Source organism: Streptomyces prunicolor (assembly GCF_045162825.1).
In the GTDB taxonomy this organism is placed as follows: Bacteria; Actinomycetota; Actinomycetes; order Streptomycetales; family Streptomycetaceae; genus Streptomyces; species Streptomyces prunicolor.
In genome coordinates, this window is the sequence record NZ_CP108676.1 from 6,103,612 (window position 1) to 6,123,343 (window position 19,732).

Below are 19,732 nucleotides of genomic sequence, written 5' to 3' on the forward strand. Positions count from 1 at the left end.
TTCAGAACCTCACCGGCAGCTCGTGCGGGACCCGGATCAGGTACGACGGGCGCCAGACGATCTCTTCCGGGGGCACGGCCAGTTGCATCTTCGGAAAACGACGGACCAGTTCACCCAGAGCGATGCGCAGCTCGTGCCGGGCGAGCTCCTTGCCCGGGCAGTGGTGCGGGCCCCGGCCGAAACCGAGCTGTATGTTCTCCTCGCGCTCGAAGTCCAGCTTGTCGGGCTCGGCGAAGCGCATCGGGCAGCGGTTGGCCGCGCTGAGCGAGATCAGCACGCAGTCGCCGGAGGCGATGGTCTCGTCACCGACCACCACGTCCTCGGCCGCGAACCGCCGGATGCCGCTGTGGGTCGAGCCGTCCCAGCGCATCAGCTCCTCGACCGCGAACGGGATGATCTCCGGATTGGTTCGCATCTGCTCGGCCTTCTCCGGGTGCTTGAGCAGTGCGATCACGGAGGCACCGATTTGGCCGACCGTCGTGTCGTAGCCGCCGAGCAGCAGGAAGAACGTCATGCCGATCATTTCCTGATCGGTCAGCGGCTGGCCCTCGTTGTCCTTGGCCGAGACCCAGTACGAGATCAGGTCGTCGGCCGGCTCGCGGCGCTTGAGGTCAATGAGCCCCTGCACATAGACAAGCAACTGCTCGGCGGCGTGGCGGGCTCGCCCGGGCGCGCCCCCGAGGAGCTCGTCGCTCCAGTAGCGGAAGTCGCCCCGCTGGTCGTCGGGCACACCCAGGATGCCTGTGGTCATCGCGATCGGGAGCGGCGCGGCCAGGCCGTCCATGATGTCGCCGCCTCCGTCGGCCTCCATGGCGTCGAGCAGTTCTCCGGTGATCTTCTCGATCCGGGGCACCATGGCCGCGACCCGCTTCGGGGTGAAGGCGAAGTTCATGAAGCGGCGGAGGCGGGTGTGGAGCTGGCCGTCCTCCATGTGCAGGTTCCCGGAGCGGACGATCTCGGGAAGGATCTCGCTCTGGTAGTCGGGGCCGGCATGCTGGCGGTTGCGAACGAAGCGGCGGTCCTTGAGCGCCTCGCTGGCTTCCTCGTAGCCGGTGATGAGCCAGACGTCGTTGCCGTCCGACAGGGATACGCGGTGCAGGGGCGCGCCCGTCTTGTGCAACTCGGCGTAAGTCGGATACGGGTCCTTGAAGAACGCCTCATCGAACGGATTCGGATGTTTGGAGGCCGGCTGCGCTGTGGTCATGACGACTCCTTCTCGATCGTGAGGTGCAGGAATGTGCCGGTCAGGCGGAGATGCCCTCGTAGAACGGGAGGTGGTCGTGCACGGTGACGCGGTACGAGACGGTGGGCTCCGGCGTCGCGGTGTGCAACGCACGGTGCACAAGGCTGCGGTTGTCCCAGAGCAGAAGGTCGCCCTGCTCGAAGGTCTGAAGGTGGATGTTCTCGTGATCGCCCGCCGGGTTCAGTTGACCAACGGCCTCCAGCGCGTCCTTCAGGACCGACTCGTCGAGCCGGTTTCCGTCGGCGTCCTGCAGTTCGGCGGTGAACCCCTCGCTGATATAGAGGATCTGCTCGCCGGTCCCGGGATGTTTGAAGACCGCTGGGTGCGGCGACGCCGGCGACTTGGCCTCGATCTCGTCGAGGACCTCGGAGATCGGGCGGTATACGTCGGTTGGGCGGATCTTGAAGTACCGGCGCACGCTCTGCACTGCCACTGCGCCGGCCAGGGTGGCCTTCAGCTCGTCGGAGAGATTCTCATAGGCCTTCCCCATGTCGATGAAGTAGGTTCCGCGGTTCTTCGTCGGTATGACCTGGGGGTAGATCAGCGTGAGTCCGAAGGGGTTTGGCATGAACATATAGTCGGCATGCCAGAACTTGCCCGTCTTCGGGACCCCGATCTGCTTTTCCCCGTCGCTCACGTTGGAGGAGACGAAGATTTCCTTTACGTCAGGGTGCTGGTACATCGGCTCGTAGTAGGTCTCGGGAGTACCGAGCCTATTGCCGAGTTCGAGGAACTGCTCAGGTGAAAGGTCCTGGTTCTTGAGCACCAGGATCTTTTCGCGATATGTCCGGGACTTGAGCTCTTCGAATTCCTCGTCCGAAGCAGTTGCCAGATCGAAGTCCTCGACCACTGCCCCCATCTTTTCGCCAGCCTGTCGAGTGATTTCCACTTCAGTCCTCCCCATTGACTGAAAACGCACGGTCATCGGCAAGCTCATGCTCGAAACAACGCTAGCCCGGGACGCTAAAGATCCCCTTAAGATGGACTTTCCGTATTGGTTGCCATTTCAACTGGTGGGTCGTTTTCGCTTGGCGGACCATTGGTGGGCAGGCTGCGGGCCCGGCCGGCGCGTCGGATGTGTGCCGGGTTTCACGACTCCGGTCGTGGTGGTGCCGCCGGCAGGGACGGCCCGGTGCCGGTGAGGGCGGGCATCGGCGGGTGAGCGGATCCCGCTTGGCGACCCTGGCCTCGATCGCTTACCACGGCGGTGAGTCGATCTTGTGTCCGTGTGGACAACGTCCTGGATGACGTCGCCCCGCGCGGAGGGCCGACAATCCGGGGATCCGGTTCCTTGTCGCCTGTGGTGCCAGTCTCGGTGGCCGGCCGGTGGCCGGACGCCCTTGGGCGACGTCATACGAGGCAGCACTGACCAACCAGCCACACACGCTACTGCCCCTGCGCCTACGGACCATGAGCGCGTTCCCGTCGACACCGAGCCCGACCGGCCGTGGAGCTCCCTGTACGAGACGGGCGAGATGACCGTGTCCTCGCCGCACGAACTGCACACCCCGGAGGCCCGGCCGGCCCTGCGCACGCTGCTGACCAGGGTCATCGGGATCGAGGGCCCCATCCACGAGGAACTGCTGGTGCAGCGTGCCCGGGAGGCGTGGGGCGTCGGCCGGGCGGGCAGCAGGATCCGCGACAACGTACGGGACGTGGTGCGCGGTCTCGTCCGCTCGGGGAAGGTCGGCGTCGATGGCCTGTTCCTCGACGTGGCAGGCCGCGAGGAGCTGAGCGCCCGCGTTCCAGGAGAGGGCGACGCCGTCCGCAAGGCCGCGTATATCGCCCCGGCCGAGCGGCAGTTGGCGCTGTATGAGCTCGCGGCGGAGTGCCCGGGTATGTCGCAGGACGAACTGGTCCGGCACACCGGCGAGTTCTTCGGCTGGCGTCGCATGGGCCGGGACATCCGTGCCTTCCTGGACTCCGACATCGACGAACTGCTCGGCCAGGGCAGGCTGAAGGAGGCGGACGGGCAGATCACGGCGGTCGGGTGACGGAACGGGGCCGTGCCTCGGCCGGAAGTACGAGGGTCGTACGCGATGACGGCGGGGTCGAAAGCGGGGGCTTTGTATGGCGGTTGAGGGTGTTCATCCGGCTCGGCTGATCCGTGACGAGGGCGCGTGGTCGCCCCGCCAGGGGGTCGGCCCGGCGCATGTACGGGTGTGGCGGACGGAGTCGGGGCGGGTCGCCGTGGTGATCAGCGGGTACGGCGCGGAGAACGACCTGGAGACCGTGCTTTCGCTGCTTCGTGGGGAGTATCCGGACGACACGGTCGACTTCTTCTTCCACCGTCCGATGGACTGGGCGGCTCCGGCGTACTACGCCGAGCTGACGTCGGACGACGGCGGCGGGACGGTGACCCCGACGCACATCGCGGTCGACACCCTGGCCGCGCGCCTCGGGCCCAGCCTGTACGCGACCGAGGACCCGGACGACCACTCGACCGGGTGGGGCGGTGCCTGAGCAGGCGGAGTGCCGGGAACGGCGGGCGGCCGGTACGTACCTGAGGAGTACGCTCGAAGTCACCGAGGGTATTCCGCGCACCGGCCTCCATGCCCGTGTCGTTTTCGGCGATCGATTACGCCGGGCCGGTCGTGACCGGCCCAGAGCAGGGTTCGCGTCATGACTGCGCCCGTTACGCCCGTTGCCCCCGTTGTGCCCGTTGCCCCCGTCGCACCTGGTTCATCAGCCGCCGCACTCCGTATCTCGCTGGCTCCCCTCGGTTCCGCGCCGGCTCTGCTGGACGGTGCCTGGTGGCCCCGGTCCCGGGATCTGGGGGCGGAGCTTCCCTCGCTGGTCGCCGTGCTCGATCCGCTGTGGGGGCGGATCACGCGGGTCACGGTGAATCCCACGCACTGGCCGGCCGACTTCCCGCGCAAGGTGCCGGTCGACGGGCATGTCGTGAAGGTGGGCTGGTTCCTGGCCGAGCAGGACCCGCACCAGCTGCTGCTCCTGTCGTACCGGACGAGTCGCTGGGACCTGCTCGTCATACCCCCTGAGACGGACCCCGCTACGGCGGCCTGGCTGATGACCGCCGCGAGCGACCCGCTGCGTACGTCGACCGGGAGCGCGCTGGTCGCCGAAGCGGCGAGCGTCCGCGACGGCGTTACGACGCCTTCCTGAACGTGCGCGGTTCGGCCATCACCTGGGCGTGCAGGCGGGCGCAGGTGCGGGTGATCAGGCGGGAGACGTGCATCTGGGAGACGCCGAGCCGCGCGCCGATGCCGGCCTGGGTCATCTCGCAGAAGAAGCGCATGTAGAGGATCTCGCGCTCCCGCTCCGGCAGCGCCCGCAGCAGGGGGCGCAGCGCCTCGCGGTCGACGATCAGGTCGAAGTCGGGCTCGATGTCGCCGAGGGTGTCGGTCAGCGGGTGGCCGTCCGTGGGGTGACCGGGTACGGCGTCCAGGGACCAGGCGGTGTAGGCCTCCAACGCCCCCTGGCCCAGCCGTACTTCGGCCTCCGTCAGGCCGGTGTGCGTGGCGATCTCGTGGACGGCGGAGATCGTCCCGCCCCGCGTCGCGCTCAACTCGTGGTCGGCGGACCGGACTTGGCCGCGCAGCTCCTGCACCCGGCGCGGCACATGGACGACCCAGAGCTCGTCACGGAAGTGCCGCTTCACCTCGCCGAGGATCGTCGGAATCGCGAAGCTGGGGAAGGCGTTGCCGAGGCTCGGGTCGAAGCGCGACACGGCCTTGACCAGGCCGAGTTGGGCGACCTGGGTGAGATCCTCGGCGGACTCGCCGCGGTGCCGGAAGCGCCGGGCCAGCCGTACGGCCATCGGCATCCAGGCGCACACCACCTCCTGGCACAGCGTCGCCCGCTCCGGACCGTCCGGCAGTGCGGCGATACGGCGGAACGCCTCGGCAGTGTCGGGGGAGTCGTCGTAAGTCCGTCTGGTGGTACGGGACTTGGGGGTGCGGTCGGGCTGCATGGGGACGTGCTCCCTCTTCGGTGGTGTCACGCACCGTGGGGTCGGCGGACCGCAGCACTCTGGGGAGCAGGCAGCACCGCTCCCACGGGGGGTGCCTCCGGTCCGAAGCACACCGGACAGGTGCCCGGGCGGAGCGGCTTCAAACAGGTTCATTCGAACGGGTATTCGTGGCATGCGCGGTTATGCTGCTGTACAGACGTCCCAGACCCCGGCGCCGTATCGCCCATCGAGTTTTCTGAACCGAGGCGCCTCATGAATACCCCGTGGCCATCTCACGATTCGCCCGGTCCGCACGCGTTCGAAGGCTCGGAGCCGTCCGTCGTGGACGCGGTGCGGCTGCGCCGGCTGAACCGCTGGCAGGCCGAGGGCGCGCGGGAGGACCTGGCGGATCTGTATGTGGAGTCCTCCGACGCCGACGCCGGCGAGGAGTTCAACGACCGGCAGAAGTTCCTGCTCCGGCTCGCCGACAACGTGAAACTGCCCGGCTTCGACATGCTCGTCGCCGAGGCGGAGGCCCTGGCCGGGTGCGTCTGTGGTTTCTCCGTCCCGCGCGACGGGTCGTGGTGGCAGGGGTTCGACGGACCGTTGCCGCAGAACCTGGAGCAACTCACCGCGTCCGGGCATGTGTTCGCGATCCTGGAGACCCTCGTCCATCCGCACCAGCACGCGCACGGGCTCGCCCGTCGGATGCAGGAGAGTCTGCTCACCGACCACCAGGCCTCGCTGGGCGTCACGTTGGTGGACGAGTCCGCCCGGCGGACCCTGGCCGCGCTCCAGGGCTGGGGCTGGCGGGAGGTGGGGCGGATCCAGCGCGAGGACGACCCAACTCCCGTACGCGTGCTGGTACTTCCGCTCGGTGAGCGTACGGAGGACCATCCGGACGGGCTGGCGCACAACGACCGGACCCAACGACCTGGGTAGTTTAGGTCGCGCGGGCCGGGCTACTCAGCAGGGGCGTCCGTCGGCCGTTCTGGACGAAGGCACCGGAGAGTTGGAACCACAGCTCCCGGTGCCGTCCCATCCGCACGTGATCTTTCATGGCCGGTCCGCCGCGTGCAGGCGGCGCAGGGCGCGGCGGAACTCCCGCTGGATCTCGGCCGGTAGCGTCCTGTCCTCCGTCGTGGCGACCAGTGCCGCGGCCACCACCCGGAGCTTGATGTTGCAGTGCTGGGAGACGCCCACCAGCAGGTCCCAGGCCCGGCCGCTGGAGCACGGTGCCAGGGCCATCACCATGCCGCAGGCCTGGTCGATCACCGCCCGGGTCTCCAGGGCCAGCGCCAACTGGGTGTTCTGAGCGCGAAGTTGGACGATCTCGGTGAGCAGAGCCGGGTCGGCCGGCGGGGAAACGGCCGTCAACAGGGGCCGTTCTTCAGGGGTTGTGGCCGGGTGGTGCGTGGTGCAGGGCGCGTGCCTCATGCCGCAGTCCTTCGACGCGGTGGTTGGGCCCGATGCGAAGCAGGGCGAACACCGCGCCCCCAGCCTAGTCCCGCCCGGGGTTCAGCGGGTCGGGTCAGCGTGTCGGGTCCGCCTGGTTGCCGCGGCGCAGCGCGCGGACGCACCAGCCGATGACCGAGGCGTTCACCAGTGCGCCGATGGCGACGGCGACGAAGAACATCGCCTTGCCGTCCGGCAGTACGAGGAACACGAGACTGCCCGGGGCGGTCGCCAGGACCGGGACGACGCCCGCCATGGACTCGCCCGAGTCGTCCATGACGCTCACGACGACGGTCCACACGAGCAGCGCCACGCAGAGCGCGAGGTAGCCGAGGGCGAAGGGGTTGCGGAGGTTCCGGCCGAGCCGGTGGAGCGGGGAACCGGCGGCGTTGGCGTCGGTACTGGGCATGGCTGTACTCCTAAGTGTCGGTGAGTGAGGGGTTGTTGGTCGATCGCGGTCTATGACAGGTCGTCAGAGGTGGTCGGCGCCGGGCGGGTTCGGCCGGGTGATGCCGAGGTCGTAGGCGAGGATCGTGGCCTGGACGCGGTCGCGCAGGCCGAGTTTGCGGAGCAGGGCGTTGACGTGGGACTTGACGGTGCCGACGGTGATGTCCAACTCCGCCGCGATCTCCGCGTTGTTGAGGCCGGAGGCGAGCAGGGCGAGGACGTTGCGCTGGCTGCCGGTGAGGCTCTCCAGCTCGCGCGGGCCGTTCTCGGCGTCGGAACGGAAACCGGTGCCCGCGCCGGACGCGTAGTGGCCGATCAGCCGCCGGGTCGCGGACGGGGCGAGCACGCTCTCGCCGCTCGCCACCACCCGGATGCCGTCCAGGAGTTCGGAGGCGTGCACGTCCTTGAGGAGGAAGCCGGAGGCTCCCGCGCGCAGGGCGTCGAAAACGTACGCGTCCAGGTCGAAGGTGGTCAGCACGAGGACGCGCGGCGCGTTCTCCTTGCCGGTGATGATCCGGGTGGCGGCGATACCGTCCAGTTCGGGCATCCGTACGTCCATCACGACCACGTCCGGGGCGAGTTCGGCGGCCAGCACCACCGCGGTGGCGCCGTCGGCGGCCTCGCCGACGACCGTCATGTCGTCCTCGGCGTCGATCACGGCGGCGAAGCCCGCCCGGACGATGCCCTGGTCGTCGACGACCAGCACCCTGAGGCTCATCGTTGTCTCTCCTCGTCGTCCGGCGCCGCGAGCGGCAGCCGGAGATGGACCGTGCCCGGGGGGTGCCCGGCCGTCAGGGTGCCGCCGAGCGGCGCGATCCGTGCGGTCAGGCGGGCCCGTACGGCGGGGTCGGCGGCGCGCGGGACGCCGGTGGCTGTGATCGTCAACGTACCGTCGTCCGCGTCGAGTTCGAGTACGGCGGGGTCGTTGTCGCCGGTCGCCAGCAGGGTTTCGGCGACGTGGTAGGCGGCGAGGTCCACCTCGGTGGGGAGGCGGTCGGGTACGCGGTCGGTGAGGCGTATCTGTACGTCTCTGCCCGTGGCTCGGCACTGTTGGGCGAGCAAGTCGAGGGCCTGGACGGTGGGTTGGGGGCGTAGGTCGGGGGTTGTTGTTTCGTCGGCGTCTCGGACTGCGTCCAGGAGGGCGCGCATCGCTGCGAGGGCCTCGCGGGCGCGGGTCGCTGTCTCGTCCAGGTGGCCTGCCTCTGCCTCCGTGATCATGTCTGCGGTGCGGGCCAGGACGGTGGTTTCCAGTCCCGCTGCGATACGGCGGCGTTCTGCCCAGGCGTCTCTTACGGCTTCCTCTGTCCAGGTGGCGAGTTGTGCTGTTTGGGTGCCCTGGGTTGCTTGGTTGCGGTGGGCGAGGAGGGCTCCGATCCAGTGTGCGGTGGCCATCACGAGTGACACCCCTGCTGTTGCGAACAGGATTACCGCCCAGGTGGGGAGAGCCGTGCCGCGGTGTAGGACGGCGATCGTCAGGGCGATGGTGTGTGCGGCTGTGGCTGCAAGTAGGAACAGAGAGAGGGGGACTTGAGGTAGTTGGTGTGTGCGCGCCGGTGGGGGCTGGTCGCGCCCCGCGGCGGAGCCGCAAATCGATACAGCCCCGCGCCCCTTAAAAGCCCCTACCGCCACGCTCGTTGCGACCATGCTCAGTGTTGGTGGTAGCAGTACCGGGCCCGTGTAGTTGCCCGTGCTCATCGCCAGGGGCCACAGCAACGCCAAGCCGATCAGGGCCAGTTGGACTGTTCTCGGTGCCTTGCGCAGCCACAGCAGGGCTACCGCCTGGGCTGCTGCCAGCAGGGTGAACAGGACTCCCGCCGACACGTGCGTGCTGGTCGATGTCGAGTCCGCGCGGATGATCAGGACCGGGAGCAGGGGCTGGAAGCACAGGCCGAGCGCGGCGACGATCTGGGCTGCGCGGTAGCTGCGGGGGACGACGTGTTCCACGGGGGTCGCCGTACGGCCGGGGAGGATCGCGCGGACCTCCCAACCGCCTTCCGGTGTGGGGCCGGTGGTCAGGGTGCCGCCTGTTTCCCGGGCCCGGGAGCGGAGGAAGCCCTGGCCTCGGCCGCCGCCCAGGCCCGCGCCGTGGGCCGGGGTGCCGGACGGGGGTGCCGCGCTGGTGATCACGACGTCGGTGCGGGTGTCGCCGTAGCGGACGGTGATCGTTGTGTGGGCGCCGGGGGCGTGGCGGGCCACGTTGGTCAGGGCCTCGCGGACGATGCCGTAGGCCGCGTCCGCCACGGCGCCGTCGGGGAGGGGGTCGATCTCGAACTCGACGGGTTGGTTCAGGCGGCGGAAGCCCGCGATCAGGGAGTGCAACCGCTCCTCGGGGGACGGGAGTTCCTCGCGGGACGGGGCCGGGGCGCGTACCGCGCTCAGTGCCCGGGTGACCTCGCGGCCCGTCTCCGTCGCGAACTCCAGTGCCTCGGCGGCGAGTTCGGGACGGCGTTCGCGCAGGCCGAGCGCGGCGCCGGCGGTGACGACCACGGCGGTCAGATGGTGGGCGCTGACGTCGTGCAACTCCCGTTCCATACGGCGCCGTTCGGCCGCCGGGAGCCGGTGGCGCTCGGTCTCGGCGCGGTTCAGGAGGAGTTCGGCCGCCTGGCGGGCGCGGCGGGTGCGGCGTACGGAGAAGCCCGCGCCGCACGCGGTGGCGTAGAGCAGGGCGATCAGGACCAGGTCGAGGCCGTTGTTGTCGCTCAGCCCGTGCAGGGTGATGTTCTGCAGGAACTGCCAGAGCGCGAGCGTGACCACGCACAGGACCGTGGTGAAGGTGTCGCGCTCGGTCGCCACCGTGAACAGGGCGAGCGCGACGCCCGCGGTGCCGAAGACGGCCATCGCCCCGAGGGGCAGCGGGCCGGCGCCCACCGCGCAGGCGGCGGCGACGACGATGAGCGTGATCACCGGACGCGTCCGGCGCAGGGCGAGCGCGGCCGTCACGGATCCCGCGACCAGCGCGGCCACGAGCAGGTCGGCCGCGGTCGGCACGGTGCCGCGCAGCAGCGGAGCCACGGGCCACACCAGGGCCTGGGCACAGATCAGCAGGACCGGGAGCAGCCGGTCGTCGGTTCGTTTCATGACACTCAAAGGCTATGGGTGCAGGTGAGGGGCCTGGGTCAGGCGGAAGGGGGATTACGGTCCCGCCCTTCTCTATCTCTGGTTCGACGCGGCAACCGTCCTTCCGCCCGAGGACCGGACCCCGTCCCGCTCCTAGGCTCGATCACATCGAGGGAAGCGGTCGACCACCGCCTCCCACACCATCCACACCTCACAGGGGGACCTCCCATGTCCATGACCAAGCGCACTCTCCTCTTCTCCCTCGCCGGCGTCGCCGCGGTCGGCGGAGTCGTCGCCGGTGGGCTCGCCGCGTCGGCCGCCTCGGCGGCCCCCGAGAAGCCGGCCCTGGAGAACGGCTCGGCCCACTACACCGCCCCCTCCGCGAGCGGCGCCGGCTCCTTCACCTACACCGTGGACGTCAGCGACAACTCGGGTATCAAGGGCCTCAAGGTCGTTGCCTGGCCCGCGAGTTCGAAGCTGAAGCCGACCGAGGCGGACCTGCGGTCCGTCGAGTCCGCCACGTGCAAGAGCACCTCGGACGACACCTCCCGCTGCACCTACACGTTCAAGGTCACCAAGAAGGAGGCGGCCGAGGCGGCCAAGGGCACCTGGTACGTCTCGGCGCTCGCCACCGCCAAGGACGGCGACACGACGTTCGTGTCCAAGGCGGCGACCTTCGACATCGCGGGCTGACCCGAAGGCACGTAAGCGGAAACACGTACGCGGAAACACGGCGCCCCGTCTCGACCGAGACGGGGCGCCGTTGTCGTGGAAAGCACCCGTAGTACCCCACCTGTACCTGTAGGGGTACTACGGGTACAGGTGGGGTCAGAACAGGCCCTTGTACGTCTGCCAGCCCGTCGCGATCTTCGTGCGTGGGCCGAACGACCCTTCCCCGTCACCGGAGTTGCGCCACACCGTGCCCCCGGTGTCGCGGGAGACGAGGTCCGGCCTGCCGTCGCCGGTGAGGTCGCCGACGCCGATGACGGCGTTGTAGCTGGAGCCCCAGCTGGTGGCGAGCTTCACGCGGGACTTGAAGCCGCCGGCGCCGTTGCCGTCGTAGCGCCAGAGGGTGTTGGACTTGTCCTGGGCGAGGAGGTCGCCGCGGCCGTCGCCGTTGAAGTCGCCGATGCCGACGATCTTCTTGTAACCGGACCAGCCGGTCGCGATGCGCACCCGCGCCGACAGTTTGCCCGTGCTGGTCCCCTTGTAGAGGAAGACCTCGCCGGTGGACGTCTTGCGGGCGATGAGGTCGGGGCGGCCGTCGCCGGTGAGGTCGCCGGGGGAGGTCAGCACGTTGTACTGGTTCCAGCCGGTGCCCAGCGAGGTGTGCGGGGTGGAGGTGAGGAGGGTCTGGCCGCGGTAGGTGCGGTAGACGCGGAGTTCGCCGCTCGCGAAGCGGACGAGGACGTCGTTCTGGCGGTCGTTGTTGAGGTCGCCGAACGGGATCAGGGTCACCGTCGAGGGCCAGCCGGAGGCCGCCATGGCGCCGGCGAAGCCGCCGGTCCCGTTGCCGGGGCGGTAGTTGACGACGCCGTTCGAGGAGAGGGTGAGGACGTCGCCGATGCCGTCGGGTCCCCAGGAGTCGTGGTTGGTGAAGTCGCGGCGGACGGCGGCCCCGGTGGAGACATGCACCGTCTGCGACGTCGTCAGCGCGGCTCCCGAGCTGTCGGCGGGCGCGGCCGTCAGCTTGAAGGTGTACGTCCCGTTGGGGACGAGCGCGCCCGCGGTATTACGGAGGTCCCAGCGGGCGGTCAGGGTGCCGTCCACCTCGCCGCCGGTGTACGTCCGGACCGCCTTGCCGGTGGCCTTGCTGGTCAGGGTCGCCGTCCAGGAGGCGGCGGGCCGGGAGAGCACCGCGCGGTACTGCCACCACGGGCTGCTGAGCGCGCCGGGCCCCGAGGTGTTGTCGGTCGCCCCGGACTCGGTGATCGCGAGCGGCTGCGGGGCGACCCCGCTGGGCACCAAGTGGATCCGGTGGTCGGCGTCGACGTAGGCCGCCGGTCCGCCGAACTTGTCCACCGTCCAACTCACCCCGCGCAGGCTGGAGTTGCCCGCGCCCGCCGCCAGCGCGCCGATCGTGCGGGTGCTCGCGGTGCCGCCCGCGAAGGCGGTGAGCTGGAGCGTCCCGGCCGCGGTGTCGTGCCGGACGAGATAACCGTCGCCGAGCAGCGCCTCGCCGGACGGCACGGTGATGTTCTTCTTCGCCGTACGGTCCCAGACACCGGCCTTGCCGGTCGGCCCGCAGGACCAGTACACCCAACGGCCTACGACCTGTAGCTCCTTGGCGACGCACGGGGCACCGGTGCTGAGGGTGTCGGTGGTCTTGCCGGTCTTCAGGTCCTTCGCGGTGACCACGCCGTTGCCGGTACCCGGGGTCCACAGCTTGGTCCCCCAGACGGAGGCGGCGGTGACGGAGCGGGTGACGATGGGCTTGAGGTCGCCGTAGACGCCGAGGTCGCCGACGTACTGCTTGGTGGGGGAGGTGCCGTTGACGACGGCGTAGCGGCCGGAGACGTCGAGGACGGTTCCGGAGGCGGAGGGCAGATAGAAGCCCACCGGGTCGGAGTCGATCGACTGGACGAGCGACTCGGAGGGGTCACCGGAGCCGGCGGTGAACGTCACCGCGTGCCCCTCGCCGGTGGCGTACGGACCCGTCCCGCGGCCGTCCCAGGTCTGCCAGACCGGCGCGCTCGGCGAGTACGAGGTGCCGGTGACCGAGACCTGCCGGGTGTAATAGGCGCCCAGGAAGCTGGAGTTGCGCTCGTCGGTGACCAGGGAGCCGTTCTGCAGCGACAGCCGGTCGATCGTCGCCGCTATCGGCGGTACGGCGGTCACCTCCGTCAGCGTCGGCGCGTCCGCCCCCGTGTCGGTGACCTTGCGCACCGCCCAGTGCGCGGAGTCGGCACCGCCCGCGACCAGCAGGCCGCCGTCCGGTGTCGGGGTGACCGAGGTGTTCGCGTGCCGGAGCAGGGTGACCGCGTCGCCGCCCGCGAGGGGGACGGCCGTCAACTGCTTGCCGGAGGAGTCGGAGTAGTCGTCCGACGTCACGGAACGGGCGACCACCAGCCAGCGCCCGGCGATGCCCAGGGTGGGGGTGCCCGTCGTGCCGGGCAGTGTCACGGTCGTCCCGGCGGCGGACAGGTCGGCTCGGTCCAGGATGTGCGCGGTGGTGCCGCCTGACGCGTACCAGACCAGTTTGTCCGCGCTCAGTGCGACGCCCGCCGGGGCGGCGGACACGGTCACGTCGGCGGTGACCTTCGCGGCGGCGAGGTCCACCGAAGCCAAGTGGTACCGGTCTCCCAGGATGTAGCTGAAGACCGCGGTGCCGCTGTCGCCGCCCATGACGGCGAGGTAGTCGGAGATCCCGGTCGGCCACCCGTCGACCGGTGTGCCGTCGGCGGGCGCGCCGTCGCCGTACACATACATCATGCGACTGCCGCCGACCCGTGCCTCGGTCAGCACGTGGGAGCCGAACGTGGCCCGGTACGTGCCGTGTGTGAGGGCGACGTCCGTGCTCGTACCGGCGGCCATGTCCCTGAGGACGACCTTCGAAGTGGACGAGACGACATCCGTCACGATGTCGGACGACGAGCCGAGGTACGCGCGGATGCCGATCCTGGGGAGGCTGCCGAGTTCGGTCGTCGTGCCGGTGTCGTACGACGTCCAGAGGTATCCCGAAGCACCCTCCCGCGCATGCAGATAGCCGCTTGGACCGGCCGAGTACAGCTGGTCGGCGCGCGGAACATAGCGGTCCGACTGGAAGACCGTCTCCGCCGCGACAGGGGTGTTCCCCACCGCACCGGCCGGCACGGACAGCGGCCCGGCACCGGCGGTCACGACAAGAACCGCCAGCGCGGCGACAATGCCACGGGCGGTGGTACGACGGGCCAACGCGGCCTCCTGGACGAGAACAGGGCGGGCGTGGCGGGACGGCGGCGACCGAAGGCCGAGTGCGGGTACGCCTCGGCCGGTACCGTGAAGTGTGCACAGCCCCCCGGCTGTCCCCCCATGCAAGATGCACAGGAGGCTAACAGCGCCCCTGGATCATCAGGTGAACCGGGCGTCACTTCCTCACAACGGTGCACGGGACGAAGGGCAGGTCATGAGCAATTCCCCTATGGCGGCCGGAGGTTACTCCGCCACCCCCCTCGCCAAGAAGATCGGCGTCAAGCCCGGTCACCGACTCCACCTGCACCACGCCCCCGACCACTGGACCATCCCCGGACTCCCCGACGACTGCGAAGTCACCGCCGGTGGCCCCCGGGGCGCGGACGTCACCGTCGCCTTCTATCGGGAACGGCACCAACTGGGCGCGGAAGCAACGGAGTTGGTGCTCGGCCTCGCCGACACCGCCATGTTCTGGATCGCCTGGCCCCGCAAGGCCGCGGGCCACGTCAGTGACATCACCGAGAACGACCTGCGCGACCTCTTCCTCCCGCTCGGTGTCGTCGATGTGAAGGTCGCCGCGCTGGGGGAGGACTGGTCGGGGCTGAAGTTCGTTCGGCGGAGGGAAAACCGGCAAAGCCACAACAAAGGTCCCGCAAAATGAACTTGAGTCGTAGGCACCGGCCGACGTGAGGCAACATCTTGGTGAACGGTGAGTGTCGCGCGGTCAGGGCGCGGGCATCGCCGGATGGCCGGATGGAGCGAGCGACGTGCCGGATGGAGTGAGCGACGTGGTCGGACCGAGGATCGCCGTCGCCGTGGTGACCATGGGAAACCGGCCCGCCGAGGTCGACGCGCTGCTTGAGTCCGTGGCCAAGCAGGACCTCCCGCCCACCCGCGTCGTGATCGTCGGAAACGGCTGCCGGCTCCCCGAGTTCGCCGACCGTCTCTCCCTCCCCGGCGAGGTCACCACCATCGACCTCGACGAGAACCTCGGCTGCCCCGGCGGCCGCAACGTGGGCCTGGCCCGGCTCCGCGCGCTCGGTGACGTGGACGTCGTAGTCGAACTCGACGACGACGGACTCCTCGTCGACGCCGACGTGCTGCGCCGCGTACGGGACCTGTACGCCGCCGACGACCGCCTCGGCATCGTCGGTTTCCGGATCGCCGACGAGCACGGGGAGACCCAGCGGCGCCATGTGCCGCGGGTCGGCGCGGGGGACCCGATGGAGGGCGGGTACGTCACCGGGTTCCTCGGCGGCGGGCACGCGCTGAGCATGGCCATGCTGGCCGAGACGGGGGACTGGCCCGCCGAGTTCTTCTTCGCGCACGAGGAGACCGACCTCGCCTGGCGGGCCGCCGACGCCGGCTGGCGCATCCTCTACGCCCCCGAGCTGCTCCTCCAGCACCCCAAGACCTCGCCCGCCCGGCACGCCATCTACTACCGGGTCACCGCCCGCAACCGCGTCTGGCTGGTCCGCCGCCGGCTCCCGTTCGCGCTGATCCCGGTCCACCTGGGCATCTGGACGCTGCTCACCCTCGTACGGACACGGTCGGTCGCCGGGCTGCGGGCCTGGTTCGGCGGGTTCGTGGAGGGTGTACGCGAATCGGCGGGGGAGCGGCGGCCGATGCGCTGGCGGACGGTGTGGCGGCTGACGCGGCTGGGGCGCCCGCCCGTCATCTGACCGACCCGTAGTACCCCAGGCGTATCAGGGGTAGCTGACCGACCCGTAGTACTTCAGCTGTGCCCGTAGTACCTCGGACGTAAGGGACGAGGGTCCCGGTCGATCACCTCCGCCGACCGGGGCCCCTCGCGTCCCCGGACCCGGCCACGACGGCGACACTCCCCCGAGTTGCGCGTCGTACGCGCGCACCCTCGGGCCAGATCCGATGATGTGATCACATCAGGTCGCACCAACGAATCGCTAACATGTGGCCAAGGGTGCGCACGATGCTCCCGCGCCGCGTGGCCTGAAGTCGCCGGGCGGTAGCGGGGAACGGCCGGTACGGCAACGGATTCCGGCCCTCGGCAGCCCGGGCAAGGTGGCGGGAAACCGCCGTGAACAGGGCGGAATTCCGCCAGGACGGCGGAGACCTCCGCCGCGGAGCACGGCCGCGAGAGCGCGGGAGGCCGCGCGGAAAGGTGACGGGTCGGTGTGATGCGGTGCGAGCTGCGGTTCGGACTGCTGGGCACGCCCGTCCTCTTCAAGGCCCTTGGCTACGGCAATTCCCCCGGCCGCGACGATTCGCCCGGCTACGACAATTCTCCCGGCCGCGACGATCCCTCGCACCCCATCGGCAGCCCCAAGGTGCGGGTCCTGCTCGCCGCGCTGCTCCTGGAACCCGGCCGGGTGGTCTCCGTCGACGCCCTCAAGGACGCGCTGTGGGGCGGCTCACCGCCGGCGTCCGCGCATGCCTCCCTGCACAACCACGTGACCCGGCTGCGCCGACTCCTCGACGATCCCGAGCGGCTGCGGGCCGTACCGCCCGGCTATGTGCTCCGCGTCGACGAGGGCGAACTGGACGTCCACGTCTTCGAGGCCCACGTCGCCGCGGCCCGCACCGCGCACGCGGCCGGTGACTGGCCCGGCACCGTCCACGCCTGCACGGCGGCCCTCGCCCTCTGGCGCGGCACCCCGCTCAGCGGCCTCCCCGCCGAACTCGGCGGCTACGCCTTCGCCCAACGCCTCACCGAGGCCCGCCTCCTCGCCCTCGAATGGCGCTACGACGCCGAGTTGGCCCTGGGTGGCGCCCGACTCGGCGCTCTCGTACCGGAGTTGGCCGCCCTGGTCGCCGACCACCCGCTCCGTGAGTCCTATCACCGCCAGTTGATGCTCGCCCTCCACCACACCGGCCGCCAGGCCGAGGCCCTCGCCGTCCACCGCGACCTGCGCAACCGCCTGATCGAGGAACTCGGCATCGAGCCGGGGGCGGGGGTGCGGGGGGCGCATGTGGAGGTGTTGCGGGGAGCGGGGGTTCGGGAGGGGGCGGGCGAGGTTCAGGAGGGGGTCCGTGCGGAGCCGCCGCGAGAGGGGGCGGCGGTCGAGGAACGGGTGGCGGACAGTGGTCTCACCGGGGTCGACCGGGTCGGCGAGGTTGGCCGGGTCGGCGCGGCCGGTGGGGTCGGCGGCGTGGACGGGCCGGCGAACACGTCCACCGCGCCCGGTGTCTTCGACGGCACCGCACTCGGCGTCTCCGGAGGCACTACACCCGGTGTCTCCGACGGCACCGCATCCGGCGTCTCCGACTCCAGCGCACCCGGTGTCCCCTACTCCACCGCACCTCATGCCCCGGACTCCACCGCCCCCGACAGCCGGGCCCAGCCCGCTCCCCAGCCCCCCGTTCCCCAGTCACCCGCCTCACCCCCCACCCCCCGCCCCGCCCAACTCCCGCCCCTCCCCGCCCACTTCACCGGCCGCGCCGACACCCTCCGCGCCCTGCACGACACCCTCGCGCCGCCGTCGACCGAGCCCATCCCCCGCCCCCTCGCCGTCATCAGCGGCATGGCAGGCGTCGGCAAGAGCGCCCTCGCGCTGCACGCGGCCCATGAGCTCCGCAACCGTTTCCCCGACGGCCAGTTGTACGTGAACCTGCACGGCGCCACCCCCGGCAGAACCCCCCTCGCCGCCGGCCAGGCGCTGCACGCCCTGCTCCGTGACCTCGGCGCCGAACCCCGGCACATCCCCGAACACCCGGACGCGGCAAGCGCGTTGCTCCGCTCCCTGCTCGCCCCCACCCGCACGCTGATGGTGCTGGACGACGCCGAGAACGCCGCCCAGGTACGGCCGTTGTTGCCGGCCGGCACCGGGTGCGCGGTCATCGTCACCAGCCGTTCGCCGCTGACCGCGCTCGACGGTGCCCGCCGCTTCCCGCTGGCGCCCCTGTCCGGCGAGGACAGCGCCGCCCTGCTGCGCGCGGTCTCCGGCCGCGACGGCCTCGACGCGGCCCACCCGCTCGTCGAACTCACCGGCCGCCTCCCGCTCGCCCTGCGCGTCGTCGCCGCCCGGCTGGCCGCCCGCAGCGCCCTCACCCCGGACTTCCTCGCCGGTCAACTGGCCGCCACGGAAAGCCGGTTGCACCACTTGGAGTACGACGACCTCAGCGTCCGCCGTTCCCTGGCCGTGGCCCACGACGCCCTCGCCGCCTCCGAGCGCGGGACCGACCGGGCCGCGGCCCGCGCCCTGCGCCACATCGGCGCCCTCGACCTCCCGTCGTACGGCGCACCCCTGCTCGCCCGCCTCGCCGGCACCGACGAACGCCGCACCGAGTCCGCCCTCGACCGCCTCGTCGACGTGGCCCTCCTGGAGGAGACGGCGTACGGCCGCTACACCCCCCACGACCTGGTCCGCGACTTCGCCCGCGAACTGGCGGAGGGGGGAGGGGAGTTGGCGGGGGAGAGGGGTAAGGGAGGTGACAGGGAAGCGAGGGCCGCCCGCGCCGACACCGACCTCATGGAAGCCACCCCCTTCGAAACCGCCCCCTCCCGAGCCGTCACCACCGAAACCGACCTCACGGCAACCGCCCTCGCCTGGTACGCCGCCCGCGCCGAACGCACCCTCACCGCGATCGTCGAACCGGGCCTGGACCAGGACGACCGCCGCCGGCCGACCGCCGCGCAGCCCCCCGGTCACGCCGCCGAGGTGGCGGCCACCGCCCCCTTCCCGCGCCCCGAAGACGCCTTCGCCTGGGGCGACTTGGAGCTGGAGAACGTGGTGACGCTCGTGACCCGGTACCACGACACCCCCGATGTCGACCTCCACCGGACTGCCCACGTCTCCACCCTCGTCCGCCTCCTCTTCCCCTACATCCTGCGCAGCGGCCGCGTCGCCGAGATGGAGGTGCTCGGCCGGGCCGCCCTGAGCGCGGCGCGGCGCCTCGGGGACGCGGCGGCGGAGGCGTACGCGCTGGGCGATCTCGCCGGGCTGCACTTCCTGACCGGCCGGCAGAACGAGGCCCTCGTCCTCAACGACCAGGCTCTCGCGATCTGGTGGCGGCTCGACACGGTCTCCTGGATCCGCCGCTGCCTCAACAACCGCGGTCTGCTCCTCGAAGGCCTGGGCCGCTACGCCGAGTCCGGGGTCGCCCTGCGCCAAAGCCTCGCCCACTCACGGCAGTTGAACGACCCGTACGGCGAGGCCGTGACCCACAGCCACCTCGGCAACCTGTACGAGCACACCGACCCCCGCGCCGCCATCGAACAGCACCGCCGCTCACTCGCCATCGGCGACGAGATCGGCGCCGTCATCGTGCAGCACTCCGCGCACTGCAACATCGGCTACGCCCATCTCGCCCTCGGCGAACCGGCCGCCGCCGTACCGCACTTCGAGGAGAGCCTGCGCATCCTCGGCGGCCACGGCGACTGGCACGGCGAGTCGCAGACCCGCCTCGGCCTGGTCCGCGCCCTGCGCATCCTCGGCCGTACCGAACGCGCCGACACCGAGGACACCTGCACCGACCACAACTACACCGAACGCGCCGACACCGAGTGCGCCGAACTGATCCGTCGCGCCGACGCCCGCGCCGACCGCTACATGGGCGGCCTGGCCCGCCACCAACTCGGCCTGCTGCTAAGGGAACAGGGCCGCGTGGAGGAGGCGTACGAGGAATGGCGGGCGGCCCTCGAAGCACTCGACGGGACGGACGAGAAGGCTGTCGTCCAGGAGCTGGGCGAGCTGTTGTCGCAGCGTGACGCGCGTCGACCCCCGCAGCCGTAGACCCGGGCCACTTCAGCG

General features: G+C 70.6%; 15 protein-coding genes and 1 pseudogene. 8 read left to right on the forward strand and 8 right to left on the reverse strand.

From position 1 onward, the window contains the following. Position 1: 1 nt before the first annotated feature. Both OG588_RS28035 and OG588_RS28040 read right to left on the reverse strand, forming a co-directional pair. Positions 2-1,204 carry a cytochrome P450 gene (locus OG588_RS28035; protein WP_405949715.1) on the reverse strand — a complete coding sequence of 401 codons (1,203 nt, stop codon included), beginning with the start codon at positions 1,202-1,204 and terminating at the stop codon, positions 2-4. A gap of 40 nt (positions 1,205-1,244) precedes the next feature. Continuing rightward, positions 1,245-2,132: a TauD/TfdA dioxygenase family protein gene (locus OG588_RS28040; RefSeq protein ID WP_405953232.1), complete on the reverse strand. Its 888-nt coding sequence runs from the start codon at positions 2,130-2,132 to the stop codon at positions 1,245-1,247. Positions 2,133-2,718: 586 nt separating this feature from the next. Between OG588_RS28040 and OG588_RS28045 the strand changes: the two genes are divergently transcribed. From OG588_RS28045 to OG588_RS28055, 3 genes and pseudogenes are all read left to right on the forward strand, one after another. Continuing rightward, the gene (locus tag OG588_RS28045) at positions 2,719-3,237 is read left to right on the forward strand and encodes a DUF3320 domain-containing protein (protein WP_405949716.1); all 519 of its coding nucleotides are present in this window, start codon (positions 2,719-2,721) and stop codon (positions 3,235-3,237) included. A gap of 76 nt (positions 3,238-3,313) precedes the next feature. Then, positions 3,314-3,706, forward strand: coding sequence for a hypothetical protein (locus OG588_RS28050; RefSeq protein ID WP_405949717.1), 393 nt, complete (start codon positions 3,314-3,316; stop codon positions 3,704-3,706). A 159-nt stretch (positions 3,707-3,865) separates the two neighbouring features. After that, positions 3,866-4,342, forward strand: a pseudogene (locus OG588_RS28055) (DUF5994 family protein); the annotation flags it as partial. Positions 4,343-4,349: 7 nt separating this feature from the next. On the opposite strand, the gene OG588_RS28060 reads toward OG588_RS28055, so the two are convergent. After that, the gene (locus tag OG588_RS28060) at positions 4,350-5,174 is read right to left on the reverse strand and encodes a SigB/SigF/SigG family RNA polymerase sigma factor (RefSeq protein WP_405949718.1); all 825 of its coding nucleotides are present in this window, start codon (positions 5,172-5,174) and stop codon (positions 4,350-4,352) included. Positions 5,175-5,495: 321 nt separating this feature from the next. Between OG588_RS28060 and OG588_RS28065 the strand changes: the two genes are divergently transcribed. Then, positions 5,496-6,095, forward strand: a complete 600-nt coding sequence (locus OG588_RS28065; protein ID WP_405949719.1) for a hypothetical protein — start codon at positions 5,496-5,498, stop codon at positions 6,093-6,095. Positions 6,096-6,209: 114 nt separating this feature from the next. Here OG588_RS28065 and OG588_RS28070 read toward each other — a convergent pair whose 3' ends face one another. The 4 genes from OG588_RS28070 to OG588_RS28085 all read right to left on the reverse strand — a co-directional run bounded on the left by OG588_RS28070 (position 6,210) and on the right by OG588_RS28085 (position 10,133). Continuing rightward, complete coding sequence (locus tag OG588_RS28070; protein ID WP_405949720.1) at positions 6,210-6,590, reverse strand: ANTAR domain-containing protein; 381 nt, start codon at positions 6,588-6,590, stop codon at positions 6,210-6,212. Positions 6,591-6,684: 94 nt separating this feature from the next. Further along, positions 6,685-7,017, reverse strand: coding sequence for an SCO4225 family membrane protein (locus tag OG588_RS28075; protein ID WP_405949721.1), 333 nt, complete (start codon positions 7,015-7,017; stop codon positions 6,685-6,687). A 63-nt stretch (positions 7,018-7,080) separates the two neighbouring features. Then, on the reverse strand, positions 7,081-7,773 hold the full coding sequence (locus OG588_RS28080) for a response regulator transcription factor (protein ID WP_266860331.1): 693 nt from the start codon (positions 7,771-7,773) through the stop codon (positions 7,081-7,083). Continuing rightward, positions 7,770-10,133 (reverse strand): histidine kinase, encoded by a 2,364-nt coding sequence (locus tag OG588_RS28085; RefSeq protein ID WP_405949722.1) that lies wholly within the window; start codon positions 10,131-10,133, stop codon positions 7,770-7,772. The genes OG588_RS28080 and OG588_RS28085 overlap by 4 nt, the downstream gene beginning before the upstream one ends. A 213-nt stretch (positions 10,134-10,346) precedes the next feature. On the opposite strand from OG588_RS28085, the gene OG588_RS28090 reads away from it, so the two are divergent. After that, entirely contained in the window at positions 10,347-10,805 is a 459-nt protein-coding gene (locus tag OG588_RS28090) for a DUF5707 domain-containing protein (protein WP_398854090.1), read from the forward strand. Between the two features lie 135 nt (positions 10,806-10,940). Here OG588_RS28090 and OG588_RS28095 read toward each other — a convergent pair whose 3' ends face one another. After that, positions 10,941-14,006: an FG-GAP-like repeat-containing protein gene (locus tag OG588_RS28095; protein WP_405949723.1), complete on the reverse strand. Its 3,066-nt coding sequence runs from the start codon at positions 14,004-14,006 to the stop codon at positions 10,941-10,943. A gap of 211 nt (positions 14,007-14,217) precedes the next feature. Here OG588_RS28095 and OG588_RS28100 point away from each other — a divergent pair, with 211 nt between their 5' ends. From OG588_RS28100 to OG588_RS28110, 3 genes are all read left to right on the forward strand, one after another. Further along, entirely contained in the window at positions 14,218-14,664 is a 447-nt protein-coding gene (locus OG588_RS28100; RefSeq protein ID WP_405949724.1) for a DUF3052 domain-containing protein, read from the forward strand. 127 nt (positions 14,665-14,791) lie between these two features. After that, positions 14,792-15,685: a glycosyltransferase family 2 protein gene (locus OG588_RS28105; protein ID WP_405953233.1), complete on the forward strand. Its 894-nt coding sequence runs from the start codon at positions 14,792-14,794 to the stop codon at positions 15,683-15,685. A gap of 474 nt (positions 15,686-16,159) precedes the next feature. After that, positions 16,160-19,714, forward strand: coding sequence for a BTAD domain-containing putative transcriptional regulator (locus OG588_RS28110; RefSeq protein ID WP_405949725.1), 3,555 nt, complete (start codon positions 16,160-16,162; stop codon positions 19,712-19,714). Positions 19,715-19,732 lie beyond the last annotated feature (18 nt).

Bases quoted from the DNA above. Each gene is read 5' to 3' on its own strand.
- OG588_RS28100 (WP_405949724.1), top strand. From the start codon at position 14,218: ATGAGCAATTCCCCTATGGCGGCCGGAGGTTACTCCGCCACCCCCCTC.
- OG588_RS28075 (WP_405949721.1), bottom strand. From the start codon at position 7,017: ATGCCCAGTACCGACGCCAACGCCGCCGGTTCCCCGCTCCACCGGCTC.
- OG588_RS28090 (WP_398854090.1), top strand. From the start codon at position 10,347: ATGACCAAGCGCACTCTCCTCTTCTCCCTCGCCGGCGTCGCCGCGGTC.
- OG588_RS28045 (WP_405949716.1), top strand. From the start codon at position 2,719: ATGACCGTGTCCTCGCCGCACGAACTGCACACCCCGGAGGCCCGGCCG.
- OG588_RS28070 (WP_405949720.1), bottom strand. From the start codon at position 6,590: ATGAGGCACGCGCCCTGCACCACGCACCACCCGGCCACAACCCCTGAA.
- OG588_RS28035 (WP_405949715.1), bottom strand. From the start codon at position 1,204: ATGACCACAGCGCAGCCGGCCTCCAAACATCCGAATCCGTTCGATGAG.
- OG588_RS28080 (WP_266860331.1), bottom strand. From the start codon at position 7,773: ATGAGCCTCAGGGTGCTGGTCGTCGACGACCAGGGCATCGTCCGGGCG.
- OG588_RS28060 (WP_405949718.1), bottom strand. From the start codon at position 5,174: ATGCAGCCCGACCGCACCCCCAAGTCCCGTACCACCAGACGGACTTAC.
- OG588_RS28110 (WP_405949725.1), top strand. From the start codon at position 16,160: ATGCGGTGCGAGCTGCGGTTCGGACTGCTGGGCACGCCCGTCCTCTTC.
- OG588_RS28085 (WP_405949722.1), bottom strand. From the start codon at position 10,133: ATGAAACGAACCGACGACCGGCTGCTCCCGGTCCTGCTGATCTGTGCC.
- OG588_RS28050 (WP_405949717.1), top strand. From the start codon at position 3,314: ATGGCGGTTGAGGGTGTTCATCCGGCTCGGCTGATCCGTGACGAGGGC.